At 71.2% G+C, this 18558-nt stretch carries 17 protein-coding genes; 9 read left to right on the top strand and 8 right to left on the bottom strand.

Going from position 1 to position 18558, the window contains the following annotated elements:
- Nucleotides 1-236: 236 nt before the first annotated feature.
- Genes QQ657_RS07230 through QQ657_RS07215 form a run of 4 tightly spaced genes read left to right on the top strand, consistent with a single transcriptional unit; the run spans nt 237 to nt 4028 of the window.
- A complete protein-coding gene (locus QQ657_RS07230) occupies nt 237-1220 on the top strand; it encodes a Zn-ribbon domain-containing OB-fold protein (protein ID WP_284741276.1) in 984 nt (327 codons plus the stop codon).
- 7 nt (nt 1221-1227) lie between these two features.
- Nucleotides 1228-2241 carry a thiolase family protein gene (locus QQ657_RS07225; RefSeq protein ID WP_284741275.1) on the top strand — a complete coding sequence of 338 codons (1014 nt, stop codon included), beginning with the start codon at nt 1228-1230 and terminating at the stop codon, nt 2239-2241.
- Nucleotides 2238-3401, top strand: a complete 1164-nt coding sequence (locus QQ657_RS07220; protein WP_284741274.1) for a thiolase family protein — start codon at nt 2238-2240, stop codon at nt 3399-3401. The genes QQ657_RS07225 and QQ657_RS07220 overlap by 4 nt, the downstream gene beginning before the upstream one ends.
- A gap of 15 nt (nt 3402-3416) precedes the next feature.
- A complete protein-coding gene (locus QQ657_RS07215; RefSeq protein ID WP_284741273.1) occupies nt 3417-4028 on the top strand; it encodes a TetR/AcrR family transcriptional regulator in 612 nt (203 codons plus the stop codon).
- Here the strand turns inward: QQ657_RS07215 and QQ657_RS07210 are convergent.
- Both QQ657_RS07210 and QQ657_RS07205 read right to left on the bottom strand, forming a co-directional pair.
- Nucleotides 4003-5031: a YhjD/YihY/BrkB family envelope integrity protein gene (locus QQ657_RS07210; RefSeq protein WP_284741272.1), complete on the bottom strand. Its 1029-nt coding sequence runs from the start codon at nt 5029-5031 to the stop codon at nt 4003-4005. The two genes, QQ657_RS07215 and QQ657_RS07210, sit on opposite strands and share 26 nt — an antisense overlap.
- Before the next feature lie 67 nt (nt 5032-5098).
- Nucleotides 5099-5890 carry a transglutaminase-like domain-containing protein gene (locus QQ657_RS07205; protein ID WP_284741271.1) on the bottom strand — a complete coding sequence of 264 codons (792 nt, stop codon included), beginning with the start codon at nt 5888-5890 and terminating at the stop codon, nt 5099-5101.
- 22 nt (nt 5891-5912) lie between these two features.
- On the opposite strand from QQ657_RS07205, the gene QQ657_RS07200 reads away from it, so the two are divergent.
- Complete coding sequence (locus QQ657_RS07200; protein WP_284741270.1) at nt 5913-6494, top strand: dienelactone hydrolase family protein; 582 nt, start codon at nt 5913-5915, stop codon at nt 6492-6494.
- Here QQ657_RS07200 and QQ657_RS07195 read toward each other — a convergent pair.
- The gene (locus QQ657_RS07195) at nt 6466-7692 is read right to left on the bottom strand and encodes a cytochrome P450 (protein ID WP_284741269.1); all 1227 of its coding nucleotides are present in this window, start codon (nt 7690-7692) and stop codon (nt 6466-6468) included. The two genes, QQ657_RS07200 and QQ657_RS07195, sit on opposite strands and share 29 nt — an antisense overlap.
- 231 nt (nt 7693-7923) lie before the next feature.
- Here QQ657_RS07195 and QQ657_RS07190 point away from each other — a divergent pair, with 231 nt between their 5' ends.
- The 3 genes from QQ657_RS07190 to QQ657_RS07180 all read left to right on the top strand — a co-directional run bounded on the left by QQ657_RS07190 (nt 7924) and on the right by QQ657_RS07180 (nt 11607).
- Nucleotides 7924-9081 carry a steroid 3-ketoacyl-CoA thiolase gene (locus tag QQ657_RS07190; protein WP_284741297.1) on the top strand — a complete coding sequence of 386 codons (1158 nt, stop codon included), beginning with the start codon at nt 7924-7926 and terminating at the stop codon, nt 9079-9081.
- Between the two features lie 129 nt (nt 9082-9210).
- Complete coding sequence (locus QQ657_RS07185; protein WP_284741268.1) at nt 9211-10008, top strand: alpha/beta fold hydrolase; 798 nt, start codon at nt 9211-9213, stop codon at nt 10006-10008.
- Nucleotides 10009-10104: 96 nt separating this feature from the next.
- Nucleotides 10105-11607 carry a hypothetical protein gene (locus tag QQ657_RS07180; protein ID WP_284741267.1) on the top strand — a complete coding sequence of 501 codons (1503 nt, stop codon included), beginning with the start codon at nt 10105-10107 and terminating at the stop codon, nt 11605-11607.
- On the opposite strand, the gene QQ657_RS07175 is transcribed toward QQ657_RS07180, so the two are convergent.
- From QQ657_RS07175 to QQ657_RS07160, 4 genes are read right to left on the bottom strand one after another with little or no spacing between them, the layout of a single operon-like run.
- Entirely contained in the window at nt 11604-12806 is a 1203-nt protein-coding gene (locus tag QQ657_RS07175; RefSeq protein WP_284741266.1) for a metal-dependent hydrolase family protein, read from the bottom strand. The genes QQ657_RS07180 and QQ657_RS07175 overlap by 4 nt on opposite strands.
- The gene (locus QQ657_RS07170) at nt 12803-14224 is read right to left on the bottom strand and encodes a sodium:solute symporter family protein (RefSeq protein ID WP_284741265.1); all 1422 of its coding nucleotides are present in this window, start codon (nt 14222-14224) and stop codon (nt 12803-12805) included. The genes QQ657_RS07175 and QQ657_RS07170 overlap by 4 nt, the downstream gene beginning before the upstream one ends.
- Nucleotides 14221-14418, bottom strand: coding sequence for a hypothetical protein (locus tag QQ657_RS07165; RefSeq protein ID WP_284741264.1), 198 nt, complete (start codon nt 14416-14418; stop codon nt 14221-14223). The genes QQ657_RS07170 and QQ657_RS07165 overlap by 4 nt, the downstream gene beginning before the upstream one ends.
- A gap of 4 nt (nt 14419-14422) precedes the next feature.
- Complete coding sequence (locus QQ657_RS07160) at nt 14423-15616, bottom strand: M20 metallopeptidase family protein (protein ID WP_284741263.1); 1194 nt, start codon at nt 15614-15616, stop codon at nt 14423-14425.
- Between the two features lie 68 nt (nt 15617-15684).
- Between QQ657_RS07160 and QQ657_RS07155 the strand changes: the two genes are divergently transcribed.
- The gene (locus tag QQ657_RS07155) at nt 15685-16749 is read left to right on the top strand and encodes an Lrp/AsnC family transcriptional regulator (protein ID WP_284741262.1); all 1065 of its coding nucleotides are present in this window, start codon (nt 15685-15687) and stop codon (nt 16747-16749) included.
- An 849-nt stretch (nt 16750-17598) separates the two neighbouring features.
- On the opposite strand, the gene QQ657_RS07150 is transcribed toward QQ657_RS07155, so the two are convergent.
- Nucleotides 17599-18543 carry an SCO0930 family lipoprotein gene (locus QQ657_RS07150; protein ID WP_284741261.1) on the bottom strand — a complete coding sequence of 315 codons (945 nt, stop codon included), beginning with the start codon at nt 18541-18543 and terminating at the stop codon, nt 17599-17601.
- Nucleotides 18544-18558 lie beyond the last annotated feature (15 nt).

Genomic DNA, 18558 nt, shown 5'->3' with positions numbered 1-18558 from the left:
CTACGTCTCCACCGTCGGCAAGAACGGCCTCAACGTCATCACCGCACTCCGCGACGCCATCACCGGAAACCCCTGGCTTCCAACCAGCCCCGCAACCACCTGACTAGTTACAAACAGTGTTCTAACCCTGTTTCTCACTCACGACCCCTGCACCGCTTCGAATAGAACGCGTTACAGACAAACCAGGAGCAGGCAATGCGGGCATCTTGCCGCCAGAACGAGAACGTGTTTCACTCATGGACGTGACCGAGACACCACTGGCGGCACCCCTCAACGTCGGCTTCGACTACACGCGCTCCACCGGGCCCGTCCTCGGCCGGTTCGTGAACGCGCTGCGCGAACGCCGCATCGAAGGCATCCGGGGCAGTGACGGCCGCGTGCACGTTCCGCCCGTCGAGTACGACCCCGTCACCGCCGATCAGCTCAGCGAGTTCGTCCCGGTGGCCGACGAGGGCACCGTCGTCTCCTGGTCCTGGTGCGCCGAGCCGCTCGACGGGCAGCCGCTGAGCCGGCCCTTCGCCTGGGCGCTCGTCAAGCTCGACGGCGCCGACACCGCGCTGCTCCACGCGGTCGACGCCGGCGAACCCGGGAAGATCCACAGTGGACAACGGGTCCGGGTCAAGTGGGCCGAGGACACCGTCGGGCACATCCGCGACATCGCCTACTTCCTGCCGGCCGACGCCGGGGACACCACGCCCACCGAGCCCGCTCCCCCGGTCGCCGCGCGCGAAGAAGGCGCTCCGGTCAGCGTGATCATCACGCCCGTGCACCTGCGCTACCAGCACTCCGCGTCGCCCGAGGAGAGCCGCTACCTGCGCGGGCTCGCCGAGGGCAAGCTGATCGGCCAGCGCTGCCCCGCCTGCGAGAAGGTCTACATCCCGCCGCGCGGTGCCTGCCCGACCGACGGCGTCCCGACGACCGACGAAGTCGAACTGCCCGACACCGGCATCGTGACGACGTTCTGCATCGTCAACGTCCCGTTCCTCGGCCAGCGCCTCAAGCCGCCGTACGTCGCCGCGTACATCCTGCTCGACGGCGCCGACATCGCCTTCCTCCACCTCGTCCTCGGCTGCGACGCACAGGACGTCAAGATGGGCATGCGCGTGCGCGCGGCCTGGAAACCCCGCGACGAGTGGTGGACGTCGCTGGAGAACATCAGCCACTTCGAGCCGACCGGCGAGCCGGACGCGGCCTACGAAACCTTCGCCCACCACCTGTGAGGTCCTGATGCCAGACGTCGCGATCGCGGGCTTCGCGAAGGCCCCCAACGTCCGCGAGACCCCGGGCACCACCAACGGCGTGGAGATGCTCGTCCCGATCTTCGCCGAGGTCTTCGAACAGACCGGCCTGTCCAAAAAGGACATCGGCTTCTGGTGCTCCGGCTCGTCGGACTACCTGGCCGGGCGGGCCTTCTCGTTCATCGCCGCCGTCGACGCGATCGGCGCGTTCCCGCCGATCCACGAGTCCCACGTCGAAATGGACGCCGCCTGGGCGCTCTACGAGGCCTGGCTGAAGATCAGGATGGGCGAGGTCGAAACCGCGCTCGTCTACGGCTTCGGCAAGTCCAGCGCCGGGCAGCTGCGCCGGGTGCTCGCCCTCCAGCTCGACCCGTACGTCGTCACGCCGTTGTGGCCGGACTCGGTCTCGATCGCCGGGATCCAGGCGCGACTGGGGCTCGAAGCCGGGCTTTGGTCCGAAAAGGACCTCGCCGAGGTCGCCGCGCGCGGCACCGACAAGGACGTCAGCGAACTGCTCGACACCCCCTACTTCGCCGATCCGTTGCGCAGGCACGACATCGCGCCGATCACCGACGGCGCCGCCGTGGTCATCCTGTCCACAGTGGAACGCGCCCGCGACATCGTCGCCCACCCGGCCGTGATCCAGGGCATCGAGCACCGCGTCGACTCCCCCGTGCTCGGCGCCCGCGATCTCACCCGGAGCCCGTCCACCGAGATCGCGGCCCGGGCCCTGGACCTCGACGGCGTCGACCTCGCCGAGCTGCACGCGCCGTTCACGCACCAGGAGCTGATCCTGCGGACGGCCCTGAAGCTCGACGACGACGTGCGGATCAACCCTTCCGGCGGGGCGCTGGCCGCCAACCCGATGTTCTCCGCCGGACTCGCCCGCATCGGCGAGGCGGCGACCCGGATCCACAGTGGCGAATCCCGCAAGGCCGTGGCGCACGCGACGAGCGGCCCGGTCCTGCAACAGAACCTGGTGACCGTGCTGGAGGCCCGATGACCAAGCAGCTCACCGCCGTGCTCGGCACCGGCCAGACGCACCACCGCGCCAAGCGCACGGACGTCTCGATGCCGGGCCTGCTGCGCGAAGCGATCGACCGCGCGATGGCCGACGCCCAAGTGGACTGGGCCGACATCGACGCCGTCGTGCTCGGCAAGGCGCCGGACCTGTTCGAGGGCGTGATGATGCCCGAGCTCTTCCTCGCCGACTCCCTCGGCGCGAACGGGAAACCGTTGCTGCGCGTGCACACCGCCGGTTCGGTCGGCGGCTCGACGGCGCTGGTCGCGGCCTCGCTCATCCAGTCCGGCGTGCACCGCCGGGTGCTGACGGTGGCGTTCGAGAAGCAGTCCGAGTCGAACGCGATGTGGGGCCTGTCGATCCTGCCGCCGTTCCAGATGCCGGTCGGCGCCGGCGCGGGCGGCTACTTCGCGCCGCACGTCCGGTCCTACATCCGCCGCTCCGGCGCGCCTGAGCACATCGGCGCGATCGTCGCGGCCAAGGACCGGCGCAACGGCGCCCTGAACCCCTACGCGCACTTGCAGCAGGCCGACATCACGGTCGAGTCGGTGCAGGCGTCGCAGATGCTGTGGGACCCGATCCGCTACGACGAGACGTGCCCGTCGTCCGACGGCGCGTGCGCGATGGTGCTCGGCGACGAGGCCGCCGGGGACGCCGTCGAGGGCGGTGCCGCCTGGATCCACGCGACGGCGATGCGCACCGAACCGACGACGTTCGCCGGCCGCGACCAGGTCAATCCGCAGGCCGGGCGCGACGCCGCGGCCGCGTTGTGGGCCGAGGCGGGCATCAAGGACCCGATGTCCGAAGTGGACGTCGCCGAGATCTACGTGCCGTTCTCCTGGTTCGAGCCGATGTGGCTGGAGAACCTGGGGTTCGCGCCCGAAGGCGAAGGCTGGAAGGTGACCGAGGCCGGGGAGACGGCGATCGGCGGGCAGCTGCCGGTGAACCCGTCGGGCGGGGTGCTCTCGTCCAACCCGATCGGGGCGTCCGGCATGCTTCGCTTCTCCGAAGCCGCGAAGCAGGTCATGGGCCGCGCCGGGGACTACCAGGTCGACGGCGCCCGCATCGCGCTCGGGCACGCCTACGGCGGCGGGTCGCAGTACTTCTCGATGTGGGTCGTCGGCGCCGACAAGCCACGTTGATACGCTCGACCCACCATGCCGAGACTCGCGGACCACGAGCAACGCCGCCGCCAGATCGCCGAAGCCGTCTGGCGGATCGCGAGCGCGCGCGGGCTCGAAGACGTGTCGCTGCGCAAGGTCGCGGCCGAGGCCGGCGTCTCGCTGCGGCTCGTCCAGTACTACTTCGGCACGCGGGACGACCTGCTGCTCGGCGCGCTCGAAATCCTCAACGCCGACGCCGGGGAGAACATCCGCGCGGGCATCGGCCCGGAGGAGGACGCGACCCCGCGCGAAGTGCTGCGCGCCATGCTCGTCGGGATGCTGCCGGTCGGCGACGAGCGCCGCACGCGCTACCTCGTGCACCTCGCCTACTTCGTGCGGTCCCTTTCGGACCCCGGGCTGGCGTCGACGTTCAGCGCCGCGCCGCCCGAGCTGGAACGGCTGACCGCGGACCTGCTCGCGTGGGGCCGAGACCGCGGCGAGGTGGCGCCGGATCTCGAGCTGATGCCGGAGGCCGAACTGCTCCTGTCGAGTGTCGACGGCCTGCAGACCAGCATCATCCTGGGCCAGCGCACGCCGGAAGCGGCGATCGCGCTGATCGACCACCAGCTCGACCGGCTCTTCAGTCTCGCGAACGTCGCCACCTGAGCGCCAGCAGCGTGCCGAGCACCCCAGTCACGACGCCGACTGTGGCGGGCACCGCGACCGGCGGGTCGACCACGATCACCGGCTCGAGCACCACCGGCGCCGGCGGCTGGATCGGCTTCGGCGGCGCGTCGGAGCCGGTCGCGGTCCACGCCGTGACGTAGACGAGCAGCCGCGCGACGAGCGAAATGAAGAAGATCAGGCCGATGACCGAGCCGAACGCGATGCCGGTCGGCGAGTCGCCGATCAGCCGGAGGTAGAACCCGCCGGCCAGCTTGAGCAGCTCGAACCCCACAGCCAGGGCGATCGCGCCGCGCACCGCGCTGCGCACGCCCACCTTCTGCCGCGGCAGCCGCGTGAGCACCCACAGGAACACCAGCCAGTCGGCGACCAGCGCCAGCGGCACGGACGACGCCGACACGAGCTGGTGACCCCAGCTCGTGTCGTCCAGCCCGGCCAGCCGCAGCAGGTAGCCGCCGAGCGCCGTGCCGGAGATCGTGATCGTGAACGACACCACGAGCGCCGCACTCAGGCCGAGCAGCGCGAGCAGGTCGACCGCGATGAGCCGCGGCAGCGACTGGTCGGACCGGTTCTGCCCCCACAATGCGGTCAGCGAGTCCCGCAGCGCGTTCATCCAGTTCCAGCCCGAGTAGAGGCCGATGGCCAGACCGAACAGCCCGACGGTGGTCCGCTGGTCGACGAAGCCGGTGAGCAGGTCGGTGGCCTTGTCGCCGAGCCCGCCGGGCCCGCCGGGCAGCGTGGACACGATCGCGTGCACGAGGGTTTGGCGCAGGCCCGGCTGGCTGGCCAGCACGAACCCGGCCGCCGACGACGCGACCATCAGCAGCGGCACCAGCGACAGCAGGCTGAAGTAGGTGATCGAGGCGACGTAGTGGTAGCCGCCGCACTCGATGTAGCGGTTGGTGGCGCGGGCGATGTGGTCCAGCCACCGGTACCGGGCACGGGCCCGCGCCCAGGGGCTCGGGGCCTTGGGGGAACTCTTCACGGACACTGTCTACCCAGCGGACGGCCTCTTCGCGCAGGCAACACGCGGTCGGACCATCCGATCGGAGTCAGCCGAGGACGACCAGCTCCGTGCCGTCGTCCACCGGGAGGGCGGCGTCCGTCGTCGCGAACACCGTGCTGCCGAGGAAGTCGAGCTCGCAGCCGAGGGTGGCGAGGAACGACGTGTCGGCGGCGTCGCGGCCGGTGGAGATCCGGAGCATCGTCCGGCGCGGCGCGAGGTGGGTGGCGTCGAAGACGTACCAATGGCCGTCGACCCCGGCTTCGAAGACGGCGTGGAAGTCCATCGGGGACAGCCCGGGTGCGTAGACGCCGACGTAGCGCGCGGGGATGTCGAGGAACCGGCAGAGGGTGATGCAGACGTGCGCGAAGTCGCGGCAGACGCCTTCACCGGCGAGGAGCGTGTCGATCGCGTCGTCGGTGGGCCGCCCGGATCCGACCACATAGGACAGTCGCTCGTGGACGTTGCGGACGATCGTGTCGACCTTCTTCTTGGTGCTCTCGAGCGAGAACAGCTCCGGCGGCACGAGCCCGGCGATGCGGTCGGACGGGCAGTACCGGCTCGGCCGGGTGAAGACGGCGGCATCGGCGCGCGTGACGGGCTCGGGTTCGGGCTCGGCCAGCACGCGTTCGGCGTGGTAGGTGACGCGGTGCTCCCCGGCGGGGAACTCGAAGACCTCGGCGCGGGTGCCGTGCTCGAACTCGACGAGCTCGCTTTCGCCGTGCCAGGAGACGGCGAGCTCCTCGGTATCGGCGTGCGCCGCGGCGACCGAGATCGCGGCGGCCCCGGGCTCGGTGACACGGACGGAGAACTCGACGTCGACGGTCGCTCGCGGGGCCATCGCCTCATGATGTCATGGTCCGGTGACCGACATCGTGCTCTTCCACTCCGTGCTGGGGCTGCGGCCCGTCGAACTCGGCCTCGCCGACCGGCTGCGGGAGGCCGGGCACCGCGTCGCCACCCCGGATCTCTACGCCGGGCGAACGGCCTCGACGATCGAGGAAGGGTTCGTGCTGAAGGACGCCGTCGGCTGGACGGCCATCGTCGGGCGGGCTCGGGAAGCCGTGCGGGACCTGTCGGCCGAAACCGTGCTCGTGGGCGTGTCGATGGGGGCGGGAGTCGTCCAGGAGGTCCTGCCCGGCCGGCCGCACACCGGCGGCGTCCTGCTGCTGCACGCGGTGGGAGCGCTGCCCGCGTCGGTCCGCGCGGGCCTGCCGGCACAGGTGCACGTCGCCGACCCCGACCCGATCGCACCCCCGGCCCAGGTCGCGGCGTGGAGCGAGCCCGCGACCCGGTCGGGTGCCGACGCCGAGGTGTTCCGCTACCCCGGCATCGGCCACTTCTACACCGACGCCGACGGCCCCGACCACGACGAGCCGGCGGCGTCCCTCACCGCGCAGCGCGCCCTGGAGTTCGTCAGGCGTACCGCACCGGGTAGTGCTTGATCCCGTTGAGCCAGCTGGACCGCAACCGCACCGGCGGCTCGGCTTCGGTGATACCCGGCATCACGTCCGCGATCGCGTTGAAGATCAGGTCGATCTCCAGCCGGGCCAGGTTGGCGCCGATGCAGTAGTGCGAACCGGTGCCGCCGAAGCCGACGTGCGGGTTGTCTTCGCGGAGGACGTCGAACTTCTCCGGATCGGCGAAGACCTCGTGGTCGAAGTTGGCCGAGCTGTAGAACATGCCGACGCGGTCACCCTTGCGGATGTGCGCGCCGCCGAGCTCGGTGTCGCGGGTGGCCGTGCGCTGGAACGCGACCACCGGGGTGGCCCAGCGCACGATCTCGTCCGGCGCCGTCTTCGGCCGCTGCTCCTTGTAGAGCTCCCACTGGTCCGGGTGGTCGAGGAACGCCTTCATGCCGTGGGTGATGGCGTTGCGCGTCGTCTCGTTGCCGGCGACGGCGAGCAGGATGACGAAGAACCCGAACTCGTCGGAGCCGAGCGCTTCCCCGTCGACGTCGGCCTGGATCAGCTTCGTGACGATGTCGTCCATCGGGCACTTGCGGCGGTCCTCGGCCATGTTCCACGCGTAGCCGATGAGCTGCGCGGACGCTTCCAGAGGCTCGACCTCGTACTCCGGGTCGTCGTAGGCGACCATCTGGTTCGACCAGTCGAAGATCTTGAGCCGATCTTCCTGGGGAATGCCGATCAGCTCGGCGATGGCCTGCAACGGCAGCTCGCACGCGACGTCGGTGACGAAGTCGCCGGTCCCCTTCTTGCGCGCCTCGTGGACGATCTTTTCGGCGCGCTCGCGCAGCGTGTCCTCGAGCTTCGAGATGGACCGCGGCGTGAAGCCCTTCGACACGATCCGCCGCAGCTTCGTGTGCTGCGGGGCGTCCATGTTGAGCAGGACCAGGCGGTTCGCGTTGAGGCGGTCCTCGGTCATGCTCTCGTCGAAGCGGATGATCGCGGTCTTCTCGCTGGACGAGTAGAGCGTGCTGTCGCGCGAGACCTCCTTCACGTCTTCATGGCGCGAGACGACCCAATAGCCGTCGTCGCCGAAGCCTGCGGTGTTGGTCTTCTGGGGGTTCCACCACACGGGCGCCGTCCGCCGGAGTTCGGCGAATTCGGCCAGGGGCAGCCGTTGGGCGTAGAGGTCCGGGTCCGTGAAGTCGAAACCGGCGGGGATGAGCGGAGCGGCCACGTTGCCTCCCACGGTTCGCCTTGAAACACGTTCTAACGCGATTGAAGCATACGGTGTTAACTTCCGGAAGACCGTTCAGTGAAACCCGTTAACTTTACCGATGAGGCCAGGTGAGCGATCGCTCACTCGACAAAGATCAAGATCGCGCCGACCCTGGGGGCGCTTGCACAGAACGATAACTTGTTCTAGTTTTTGAGTCACAGAACAGCGTTGCCGGACGAAAGGGACGACATGGGCGTGCCGGTCATCGTCGAAGCCGTGCGGACCCCGATCGGCAAGCGGGGCGGCCTGCTGGCCGGCCTGCACGCGGCCGAACTGCTGGGCGCCGCGCAGCAGGCCCTGCTCGACCGCGCCGGGATCGACCCGGCCCTGGTCGAGCAGCTGATCGGCGGCTGCGTCACGCAGGCCGGCGAACAGTCCAACAACGTGACGCGCACGGCGTGGCTGCACGCGGGCCTCCCGGAGACGGCCGGCGCGACGACGATCGACGCCCAGTGCGGCTCGGCGCAGCAGGCGACCCACCTGATCGCGGGCCTGATCGCGGCGGACGCCATCGAGGTGGGTGTCGCGTGCGGGGTCGAGGCGATGAGCCGGGTACCGCTGGGCACGAACCGGGGCTCCGGTTCGCCGCGGCCGGCGTCGTGGTCGATCGACCTGCCCAACCAGTACGGCGCGGCGGAACGCATCGCCGTCCGGCGCGGCTTGACGCGCGACGACGTCGACGCGTTCGGCGCGGCGTCCCAGCAGAAGGCGGCGGCCGCGTGGGAGGCCGGGCACTTCGACCGTGAAGTGGTGCCGGTGAAGGCCCCGGTCCTCGACGCCGACGGTGGTTTGACGGGCGAAACCCGCCTGGTCGGCCGTGACCAGGGCCTCCGCGAGACGACAGCCGAAGGCCTGGCGCGGCTGAAGCCGGTGGTGGAGGACGGCATCCACACGGCCGGGACGTCGTCACAGATTTCCGACGGCGCGGCGGCGTTGCTCCTGATGGACTCCGCGCGGGCCGCGGAGCTGGGGCTGCGGCCACGGGCCCGGATCGTGGCGCAGGCGCTGGTCGGCGCGGAGCCGTACTACCACCTGGACGGCCCGATCCGAGCGACCGAGCGAGTGCTCGCGAAGGCGGGCATGACGATCGGCGACCCGGATCTGTTCGAGGTCAACGAGGCGTTCGCTTCGGTGGCGTTGTCGTGGCAGCGAACCCTTGCGCCGGACGAGTCGCGGGTCAACGTCAACGGCGGCGCGATCGCGCTGGGCCATCCGGTGGGCAGCACAGGAGCCCGCCTGCTGACGACGGCGCTGCACGAGCTGGAGCGCCGGGACGCATCGACGGCGCTGGTGACGATGTGCGCCGGCGGCGCCCTCGCCACGGCGTCGATCATCGAACGCCTCTGACGACGGGTCCACCACGGCGCACCACCGGACGGACTTCGCGAAAGCCTTGCGCAGCACCGCCCGAAGTCCTCGCGCGCGGGCGTGGACCACCGCGCCGCCCACTTCGTTGGCTGTGCTTGACTTCAGGGCATGATCTCGGAGAGCCGTTGCCCGGTGGAGGACGGCGAGCTCCTCGTCCGCCGCGGCGGCGAGGGCCCGGCACTGCTGCTGATCGCGGGCGGCACCGGGTCGGGTGATTCCTACCGCGCGCTGGCGAAGCAGCTGTACGCGGACTACACCGTCATCACCTACGACCGGCGCGGCCACTTCGGCAGCACCGACACCACCACGGGCCCGGTCCCGGTGTCGCGCCAGGCCGACGACGCGCGGGCGGTGCTGGACCACGCGACCGACGCCCCGGCGCTGGTGTTCGGGACGAGCGCGGGCGCGCTGATCGGCCTCGACCTGGTGGCCCGCCACGGCGACCGGGTGACGACGCTGGTCGCGCACGAACCCCCGGCGGTGCACCTGATGCCGGACGCGGGCGGCTGGCTCGAAGCGGCCGCGGAGCAGGTCCGGCTGGCCCGTTCGGGCGAGCTGCTGACCGCCGTGACGCGCTTCGCCGACGCGATCGCGGGCGCGGCGCTGCCCGATCTGCCGAACCTGCGCCTCCCGCACGAGGCCGACTGGATCCGGCTCTTCGACCGCGAGCTGACGGAGTTCTTCGACTACCTGCCGGACCTGCGCGCCCTGCGCAAGGCGAGCACGGAGATCGTCCCGGTGGCGGGCGAAGGCAGCCGCGGGCGCTACCACTACCAGCCGGCGAAGATCCTGGCGCTGGAGCTGGGGTTGCCGTTCACGGAGATGCCGGGCGCCCACCTGGCACCGCAGCGGAACCCGGCGAAGTTCGCGGCGGCGTTGAAGGATCTGCTGAGCCCGGACGCCTGAGCAGGAGGCACCCGTCGGCGGTGTCCGCGTCCGGGTACTTCTCTTACGCTGTACCGCGCACGGACCGCGTGAGCCACCCGGGGAGCGGGGAGTCGCATGGCGCAGGCCATCCAGCTGCACCTCAACCAGGCGCTGATGCGGATCCCGCGCCGGGCCGAAAGCGCCGACCGCTCGACACTGGCCGCCACCTACGTCGCCGCCGGGTCCTTCTCCGCCATGATCAACTCGGCGGACCACCAGATCCTCTTCGGCCGCCGCGGCACCGGCAAGACCCACGGGCTGCTGCACCTCCACGACCTCGTCGAGCAGACCGGGGACGTCGCGATCTACCTCGACCTGCGCACCATCGGGTCGACCGGGGGCCTGTACGCCAACGAAGCACTGAGCCCCGCCCAGCGCGGCACGCAACTGCTGGTCGACACCCTCGAGGCGATCCACGACCAGCTCCTCGCACTGGCCGTGGACGGGCAGGTGACCGACCACGACGGCTTCCTGCGGGGGCTCGAGGCTTGGGTCGCCGCGGCGACCGAGGTGGAGGTCGTCGGCGCGACGGAGGAGGAGCAGACCCGCAGCGACGCCGACGAGCGGGCCGGCGGCCTCGGCGCGTCGCTCGGGCGGCGGAGCGGACTCCACGCTCACCTGCACCACCAGGCATCCACGACCGCGTCGAGCCGGCAGAAGCGCATCGGTGTCGAGCAGCACCGGGTCATGTTCGGCCCGCTGAGCCGGGCGATCCAGGCCGTGGCCGACGGGCTCCGGCCGGCGAGGTTGTGGCTGTTGCTGGACGAATGGAGTGCCGTCCCGCTCGACCTGCAACCGTTCCTCGCGGATCTGCTGCGCCGGAGCGTCCTGCCGGTCCGGGGTGTCACGGTGAAGATCGCGGCCATCGAACACCGCGCCCGGTTCCTCGTTCCCCTCCACGGTGACTACCTCGGGATCGAGGTGGGCTCGGATGCCGCGTCGACGGTGAGCCTCGACGACGCCCTCGTGTTCGACCAGTCGCGCGAGCGGGCCCAGGCGTTCTTCCTCCAGTTGTTCCACAACCACGTCCGGCCGATCCTGGAGACGATGGTGCGGACGGAAGCGCCCGGGATCGACGAGTTCGCGAAGAACGCCTTCCAGGAGGGCGCGTTCCCCGAGCTGGTCCGCGCGGCCGAGGGCGTCCCCCGCGACGCGATCAACATCGCCGCGCTCGCCGCGCAGCACGCGCACGCCGACCGGATCGGCCGTGCCCACGTGCGACGGGCCGCCCGGGACTGGTACCTGCGGGACAAGAAGATCGCGGTCAGCAGGTACCCGGACGCCGAGCGGCTGCTGGCCCGCCTGGTGGACGAGGTGGTCGGCCGGCGCCGGTCCCGCACCTTCCTCCTGCCCGCGGCCGACCGCCCGGACACGATCGACGCGTTGTGCGACGCGCGCCTGCTCCACGTCCTCCGCCGGGGCGTGGTCGACCCCCGGCATCCCGGGCGCCTGTACGACGGCTTCGCCATCGACTACGGCTGTTACGTGGCGCTGCTGAAGGAAGGCACCAAGGGCGTCCCCGCCGACGTCTTCCAGTTCGACAAGGCCGTCGTCGACCTCACCCGGCTGAGCGGCTAGACGACCCGGATCCCGTCCTTCCAGACCTCCCGGATGTTCGACGCCAGCGCCGGGAAGTCATAAGGATCCCCCGCCACCACGACAAGATCGGCCCGCAGCCCCGGCTCGATCCGCCCCAGCTCGCCGTCGAGCCCCATCAGCCGGGCCGCCGACGACGTCGTCGCCTCCAGGACGTCCGCCTGGGTCATCCCGCACGCCGCCATCAGGGTCAGCTCCTCGAGGTTCGTGCCGTGCGGCCCGACCCCGCTGTCGGTCCCCATCGCGATCCGGACCCCGGCCGCGTACGCGCGGCGGACCGAATCCCGGTGCGCCTCCACCACTTCGCGCGCCTTCGCCACCACCGCCGACGGCAGGTCCACGCCCGCGTCCGCCGCGCGGACCACGTTGACCGGCGCGATCAGCGTCGGGACCAGCCACGTCCCGTGGCCCAGCATCAGCTCGATCGCCTCGTCGTCGAGGTAGATGCCGTGCTCGATCGACCGGACACCCGCCCGGACCGCGTTCTTGATGCCCGCCGAGCCCTGCGCGTGCGCCATCACCGGACGGCCCTGCGCGGACGCCTCGGCGACCAGGACCTCCAGCTCCTCCGGGGTGTACTGCGAGTGCCGCGGGTCGTCGCGCGGGGAGAGCACGCCGCCGGTCGTGCACACCTTCAGCACGTCCGCGCCCGCGCGCAGCAGCGTCCGGGCGACGCGGCGCATCTCGTCGGGGCCGTCGGCCGTCGCGTCCGGGCGGCCCGGATGCGGCACCAGCAGCGGCACGCAGATGCCCGACGGGTTCCAGCTGTCGCCGTGCCCGCCGGTCTGGCTGATCAGCCCGATCGAGATCTGCAGCCGCGGCCCCGGGATCAGCCCGTCGTCCACCGCCTGCTTGATGCCGAGGTCCGCGCCCGACGCGTCGCGCACCGTCGTGATGCCCAGCCCGAGCGTCGCCCAGAGGTTCCGCGCCGCTTCGTAGAACTGGTAGGAGAACGGCTTCTGCACCCGCGAGAGGAGCCCGATCTCCGACACCGTGACGTGCACGTGGCAGTCGAAGAGCCCGGGCAGCAGCACCGCGCCGGAGCAGTCGACGCCCTCGTCGCCGTCGAGGTCCGTGCCGACGTCGACGATCCGGCCGTGCTCGACGACGACGTCCGCCTCCGCCGGCTCCGCGCCGGTGCCGTCGAACACCGAACCGCCCGTGAACACCGTGCGCGTCACGCCGCCTCCTTGGCAGAAGCCGAAACCACGAACCGTTCCACCACGACGGCCAGGCCGAGGACGACGACGTTGACCGCCAGCCCGACCAGGCCCACGTTGACCGTGCCGACCAGGTGGGTGTCCACAAAGGTCAGCCAGATGACCACGAGCTCGCCGGCGATCAGCCCGGCGAACACCGGGCCCTTGCCGACGGGTACCCGCCGCAGGAAGCCCAGCAGGTTGGCCGGGGCCAGCTGGACCGACCCCGAATAGGTGAGCAGGAGGAGGTTGGCCAGCAGGTCCGGCCGGAAGATGCCGAGCACGAGGGCAAGGGTACTCGCGAGCACAACCGTGCCGTGGTTGATCCAGAACTGCTTGCGGCCACTGCGGACGCGGACTATGTTGCGCGCCACCAGCGACGAGATGCCGATCAGGATCCCGGCCGCCGGGACCATCGCGGTGGCCGTCGCGGCGACCACGACGATCCCCGTCACCCAGCCGGGCAAAGCATCCTTCGACAGCGTCAGCAATACGCCGTTCGGGTCACTCCCCTTCGGCACCACGACGATCGCCGCGAACCCGATCACCATCGGCAGCAGCAAGCACAGCTCGTACACCGGCATCCAGGTGTAGTTGCGCCGCAGCACCTTCGGGTCGCGCGCGGACATCAGCGCCGGCCACGAGTGCGGCAGCGTCATCAGCCCGACGCCGATCGCGCTGACCAGCATGCTCGTCACGAACCAGACGTGATCGTTCGCTCCACTGTGGACGATCAGCTTCTCCGGGTGCAGCTGTTCGATCTTGTGGAACACCGCGGGGATCCCGCCCGCGAAGTGCGTCGGCACGGCGATGATGAGCACCACCAGCGCGACCAGCATGATGCCGTCCTTGAAGTAGGACGTCGCCGCGACGCCGCGCAGGCCGGCCCACAGCACGAACGCGACGATCAGCACGCTGCCGGCCACCATGCTGAGCGTGCCGGACGCGTTGTCGCCGGTGACCAGCCGGACGATCAGGCCGAGCCCGGTGATCTGCAGCTGCAGGTAGGGCAGCACGAAGATGACGCCGAGCACCGCGGACAGCGTGCCGAGTGTCCGGCTGGAGAACCGGTCCTCGAGGAAGTCGCCCTGCGTGAGGTAGCCGCGCTCCTTGCCCAGCGTCCAGAGGCGTTTCGCGAGGAAGAACAGCACGACGTAGGCGATCGGCACGTACGGCAGCGCGTACATCGCCGCGACGCCGCCGGAGAACGCGAGGCCGGCCATGCCGAGGAAGGTGAAGGTGGTGAACACCTCGCCCGCCTGCAGGAACCACATCGTCAGCGCGCCGAAGCGGCGGCCGCCGACGGTCCATTCGGCGAGGTCGGCCACGGGCTTGCGACGGCCGACGAAGCCGAGGACACCGATCAGGACGATGCCGGCGAGGGTGAAGGTGAGGATCACTGCTCCTCCTCCCGTCCGCGCATCAGGCGTTCGGACAGCAGCAGCGCCGGGGTGAACATGAGGCACCAGAACGCGCCCCAGACGATCATCCGCGGCAGCCCGAGCCACAGCCCGGTGGTGTTGACGAACGGCAGGAACGGCATCAGGACCAGCGCGAGCACGGGCAGCAGCGGAGGCCAGTGGTAGCTGCGCACGGCGTCACCCGGCCAGGAGCCCGAGGCGGCGGACGGCGAGCTCGGCCAGCAGCGCGGCGCCGTCGCCGAGCACGCTGTCGTCGAAGCGGGCCCGCGGCGAATGGTTGTCCGCCGCGGTGTCCGGGTCCGTCGGGCACGCGCCGAGGAACAGGTACGCGCCGGGGACGCGCTCGAGCACGCGGGAGAAGTCCTCCGAGCCGGTGATCGGGTCGGCCATCTCGGTGAACCGCTCCTCCCCGAAGACGTCACGGATCGTGGCGGCGACGAAGTCGTACGCGGCGGCGTCGTTGACCGTCGCCGGGTACTCCGGCTCGTAGGTGACGTCGATGTCGAGGCCGTGCGCCTGCGCGATGCCCTGGCAGACCTGCACCGCGCGCTCCCCCACCCGCGCCGCGACCTCGGGCGAGAACGACCGCAGCGTCGCTTCGAACACCGCGTCGTCCGGGATGATGTTGCGCCGGGTGCCCGCGTGGAACGAGCCGACGGTGACCACGACCGGGTCGAAGACGTCGAAGGTGCGCGTCACCATCGTCTGCAGGGCGGTCACCATCTCGCAGGCCGCCGGGATCGGGTCGCGGGCGTCGTGCGGGGACGAGCCGTGGCCGCCTTCGCCGCGCACCCGGACTTCGAGGGCGCCCGAGGCCGCCATGAGCGTGCCGGGCCGGGCGGTGAACTGGCCCTTCGCGTAGCTGGCGGCCGAGACGTGCAGGCCGTAGGCGGCGTCGACGTGCTTGCCCGACGCCGTCAGGACGCCTTCTTCGATCATGCGGCCGGCGCCGTCCCAGCCTTCTTCGCCGGGTTGGAACATGAAGACGACGTCGCCGGGCAGGTCGTCCTTGCGGGCGGCGAGCAGGCGGGCCGCGCCGACCAGGCCCGCGGTGTGCAGGTCGTGGCCGCAGGCGTGCATGGCGCCGTCGAGGGTCGAGCTGAACTCCTCGCCGCTGGCTTCGGTGACCGGGAGCGCGTCCATGTCGCCGCGCAGGAGGACGGTTCCGCCGGGTTTGCCGCCGCGGAGGACTCCCGTGATCGACGAGAGGTTCTTGCCGCGGCTCACTTCGAGGGGCAGGCCGTCGAGGGCCGCGAGGACCCGCTCCTGGGTGCGCGGCAGGTGCAGGCCGATCTCGGGGATGCGGTGCAGGTCGCGGCGGAGGGCGACCAGGTCGTCGAGCAGGGCGGCGGCGTCCGAGCGCAGGGTCATCCGGAGATCATGCAAGTGTCGAGCACAATGGGCCGGGAAAAACACCGAAACCACCGCTGCGAGAGCCGATGAGCGAAGAATCCGCCATGTTGACCGAGCAGGACCTCAAACTGGTCGACGCGCTGCAGGCGGCGCCGCGGGCGTCGTGGTCGACGCTGGGCCGCGCGCTGGGCCTGGGCGCGGTGACCGCCGCCCGGCACTGGGACGCGCTGGTCGAGCGCGGGGACGCGTGGCTCACGGCGTACATCGGCGGGGAGCTGACCGCGCAGCTGGCGCTGGCCTTCGTCGAGATCGACTGTGCGCCCGGGGCCGCGGTGCGGGTCGCCGCGGCGCTGGCTTCGGACGTCCACGTGGTGACCGTCGAGTACGTGGCCGGGCCGTGCGACCTGCTCGCCCACGTCGTCGCGCCGACCTTGCGGGAGCTGGGCGCGCACGTGCTGGACCGGGTGGCGACGGTGCCGGGGGTGCTGCGCGTGCGGACGGTCCTGTCGCCGCGGATGTTCACCGAGGGCAGCCGGTGGCGGGTCCGGGCGATTTCGCCGGGACAGCGCGAAGCCCTCTCGCCGAAGCCGGCGAAGAACCGCGCGCCGCTGCGGTTCGACGACGCGGACCGGGCGCTGATCCTCGCCCTCGGGGTCGACGCCCGTGCGTCGGCGGCGGCGCTGGCGAACGAACTCGGAGTCGGCGCGACGACCGTCCGGCGCCGGCTGGACGCCCTGCTCGGCCGGGGCGCGATCCGCGTCCGGTGCGAGATCGCGCGGTCGATGTCACCCGCGCCGGTGACGGTGACGCTCTGGCTGCGGGTGCCGCCGGACAAGCTGGAGACGACCGCGCGGTCACTGGCGATGCTGCCGGAGGTGCGCATGTGTGCGGCGCTGGCCGGGGCGGCGAACCTGATGCTGGTGGTGTGGCTGCCTTCGCAGCACGACACGGTGGCGCTGGAAGCGGTGCTGGCCGCGAAGCTGCCGTGGCTGGAGATCACCGGCCGGGCGGTGACGCTGCGGAGCGTCAAGCTGATGGGCCGCCTGCTCGACGCGGCCGGGCGCGGGATCGGGCGCGTGCCGCTGGACTTCTGGGCCGCGGTCCCCGTGCCGGAGCACGGGGACCGCAGCGAGGGCCGGTCCGGGGGATGAGGGGGGTGAGGTGGAGGGAAGCATCCACCGGACCGGGGTCTTCGGGGGTGGGGATTCCAGCCGGGTGACCGAGGGACGGCCGGCGGGCCGGGAAGCCTGGGCGGATCTCGCGTGATCGGAGCCGTGACTCGCGTGACTGGAGACGGATCTCGCGTGACCGGGGCCGAGCTCGAGTGATCGGGGGCGGGACTCGTGTGTCTGGAGGCGGAACTCGCGTGATCGAGGGCCGAACTCGCGTGGCTGGAGACTCAAGCTCTCGTGTTCTGTGGTGGAACTCGCGTACCTGGAGAGTCGGCTCGCGTTTCTGGATGGTCGGCTCGCGTACCTGGACGGTCGGTTCGCCTGACTCTGGCCGGGATCTCGTGTGTCCGGAGCCGGAACCCGCGTGATCGAGGTCGTGATTCGCGTGACTGGGGGCGGATCTCGTGTGACTGGAAGGGGATCTCGCGTGACTGGAGGGGTATCTCGTGTGATTGGGAGGGCATCTCGCGTGATTGGAGGGGCATCACGTGTGATTGGGGAGTCGACACTGGGTGGAGGAGTTCCGGCTCGGTGGACTCGGGGGGTGAGGTGGAGGGAAGAACGTCCACCGGCCGGAACTCGCGGGGCGGGAAAGGCGCCCGCCTGTTTCCTCCTTCGCTGACCCGGCTGCGCCGGATCGGTGTGGGGTGAGGAATCCCGGCCCGGGGGGACAATGGGGGGGTGAGGTGGAGGGAAGCGTCCACCCGGGCCGGGGCTCGGGGCGCGGGACGGGGGTCCCGCGGTACTTCGGGTGGTGCTACCGGCCCGGCGGACTGGGGGGGGTGAGGTGGAGGGAAGTGTCCGCCGGGCCGGGGTTCGTGGGGCGGGTCAGTACCCGCCGGTGGAGGCCGTCGCGATGGCGGCGTCGGGCCGGCGCGCCGGGTCGACCCGGCAGCCGTTGGGTTCCATGGCGTACCAGGTGTCCCCCACGCCGTGGCCGCTCGCCTCGCCGGGCGCGCCGTCCTTCGCGTAGGTGTAGACGGGCCAGCCGCCCACCGTCACCTGCTTGCTCCCGTCGGCGCGGGTGATCTGCCCGACGAGGCCGGTGTCGATGTCTTCGGCGACGGTGCTCCGCCCGTTGACGAGCAGTGGTGGCCACGTTCGCGCGCACGCACCGTCGCAAGTGGACTTCCCGGAACCTCTGCCGTCCCGGGTGAACAGGTAGAGCGTGCGGCCGGCCTGGTCGGTCAGGACCGGGCCGAGGCCGCCGATGTCGGTGGTGCCGAGGGTGGTCGGTTCGGCGGACGCGCTCGCGGCGGCCGCTGCCTTCTCCCCCTCCGGCGTGATCGCCGCCCAGTCCGCGCTGACGTTCTGGCCGAGCGCGATCCCGGAGCCGGTGTCCTTGGCGTAGCGGTAGACCGGCCAGCCGCCGACGGTCACCTGCTTGCGGCCGTCGGGCCGGGTGACCAGGCTGACGAGCTGGGCGTCCACCCCGGCGGCCAGTGCCGGGGAGTCGGAGACCAGTGGCGGCCACATTTCCGCACAGGCGTCCACGCAAGCGACCTTCGGCGGCTTGGCGGTGTCCTTGGCGTAGCGGTAGAGCGTGTGGCCTTCGGCGTCGGTGAGCACCGCGCCGAGACCCTCCACAGTGGACGTGACCAGCTGGGCCTGGCCGGCCCCGGGACTCGTCTGAACCGTGCTCGCCGAGAGCTGCTGCGCGCCGAGCGACACCTGCCGGCCGGTCGTGGCGTACGGGTTGGTCCCGCAGGCCGCGACCAGCGCGACACCGGCGACGGCGGACAAAGCAGCGGCACCCGGACGAGCACGGTTCATCGGAAGTTCTCCCTC

It is taken from the genome of Amycolatopsis ponsaeliensis, assembly GCF_030182635.1.
GTDB classification, from domain to species: Bacteria; Actinomycetota; Actinomycetes; order Mycobacteriales; family Pseudonocardiaceae; genus Amycolatopsis; species Amycolatopsis ponsaeliensis.
The sequence above is the reverse complement of the archived record's forward strand: the minus strand, read 5'-3'. Positions and strand labels throughout refer to the sequence as shown.

Coding starts and splice junctions, on each gene's coding strand:
- QQ657_RS07225 (WP_284741275.1), top strand. CDS start 1,228: ATGCCAGACGTCGCGATCGCGGGCTTCGCGAAGGCCCCCAACGTCCGC.
- QQ657_RS07230 (WP_284741276.1), top strand. CDS start 237: ATGGACGTGACCGAGACACCACTGGCGGCACCCCTCAACGTCGGCTTC.
- QQ657_RS07160 (WP_284741263.1), bottom strand. CDS start 15,616: ATGACCCTGCGCTCGGACGCCGCCGCCCTGCTCGACGACCTGGTCGCC.
- QQ657_RS07190 (WP_284741297.1), top strand. CDS start 7,924: ATGGGCGTGCCGGTCATCGTCGAAGCCGTGCGGACCCCGATCGGCAAG.
- QQ657_RS07220 (WP_284741274.1), top strand. CDS start 2,238: ATGACCAAGCAGCTCACCGCCGTGCTCGGCACCGGCCAGACGCACCAC.
- QQ657_RS07215 (WP_284741273.1), top strand. CDS start 3,417: ATGCCGAGACTCGCGGACCACGAGCAACGCCGCCGCCAGATCGCCGAA.
- QQ657_RS07150 (WP_284741261.1), bottom strand. CDS start 18,543: ATGAACCGTGCTCGTCCGGGTGCCGCTGCTTTGTCCGCCGTCGCCGGT.
- QQ657_RS07185 (WP_284741268.1), top strand. CDS start 9,211: ATGATCTCGGAGAGCCGTTGCCCGGTGGAGGACGGCGAGCTCCTCGTC.
- QQ657_RS07180 (WP_284741267.1), top strand. CDS start 10,105: ATGGCGCAGGCCATCCAGCTGCACCTCAACCAGGCGCTGATGCGGATC.
- QQ657_RS07205 (WP_284741271.1), bottom strand. CDS start 5,890: ATGGCCCCGCGAGCGACCGTCGACGTCGAGTTCTCCGTCCGTGTCACC.
- QQ657_RS07155 (WP_284741262.1), top strand. CDS start 15,685: ATGAGCGAAGAATCCGCCATGTTGACCGAGCAGGACCTCAAACTGGTC.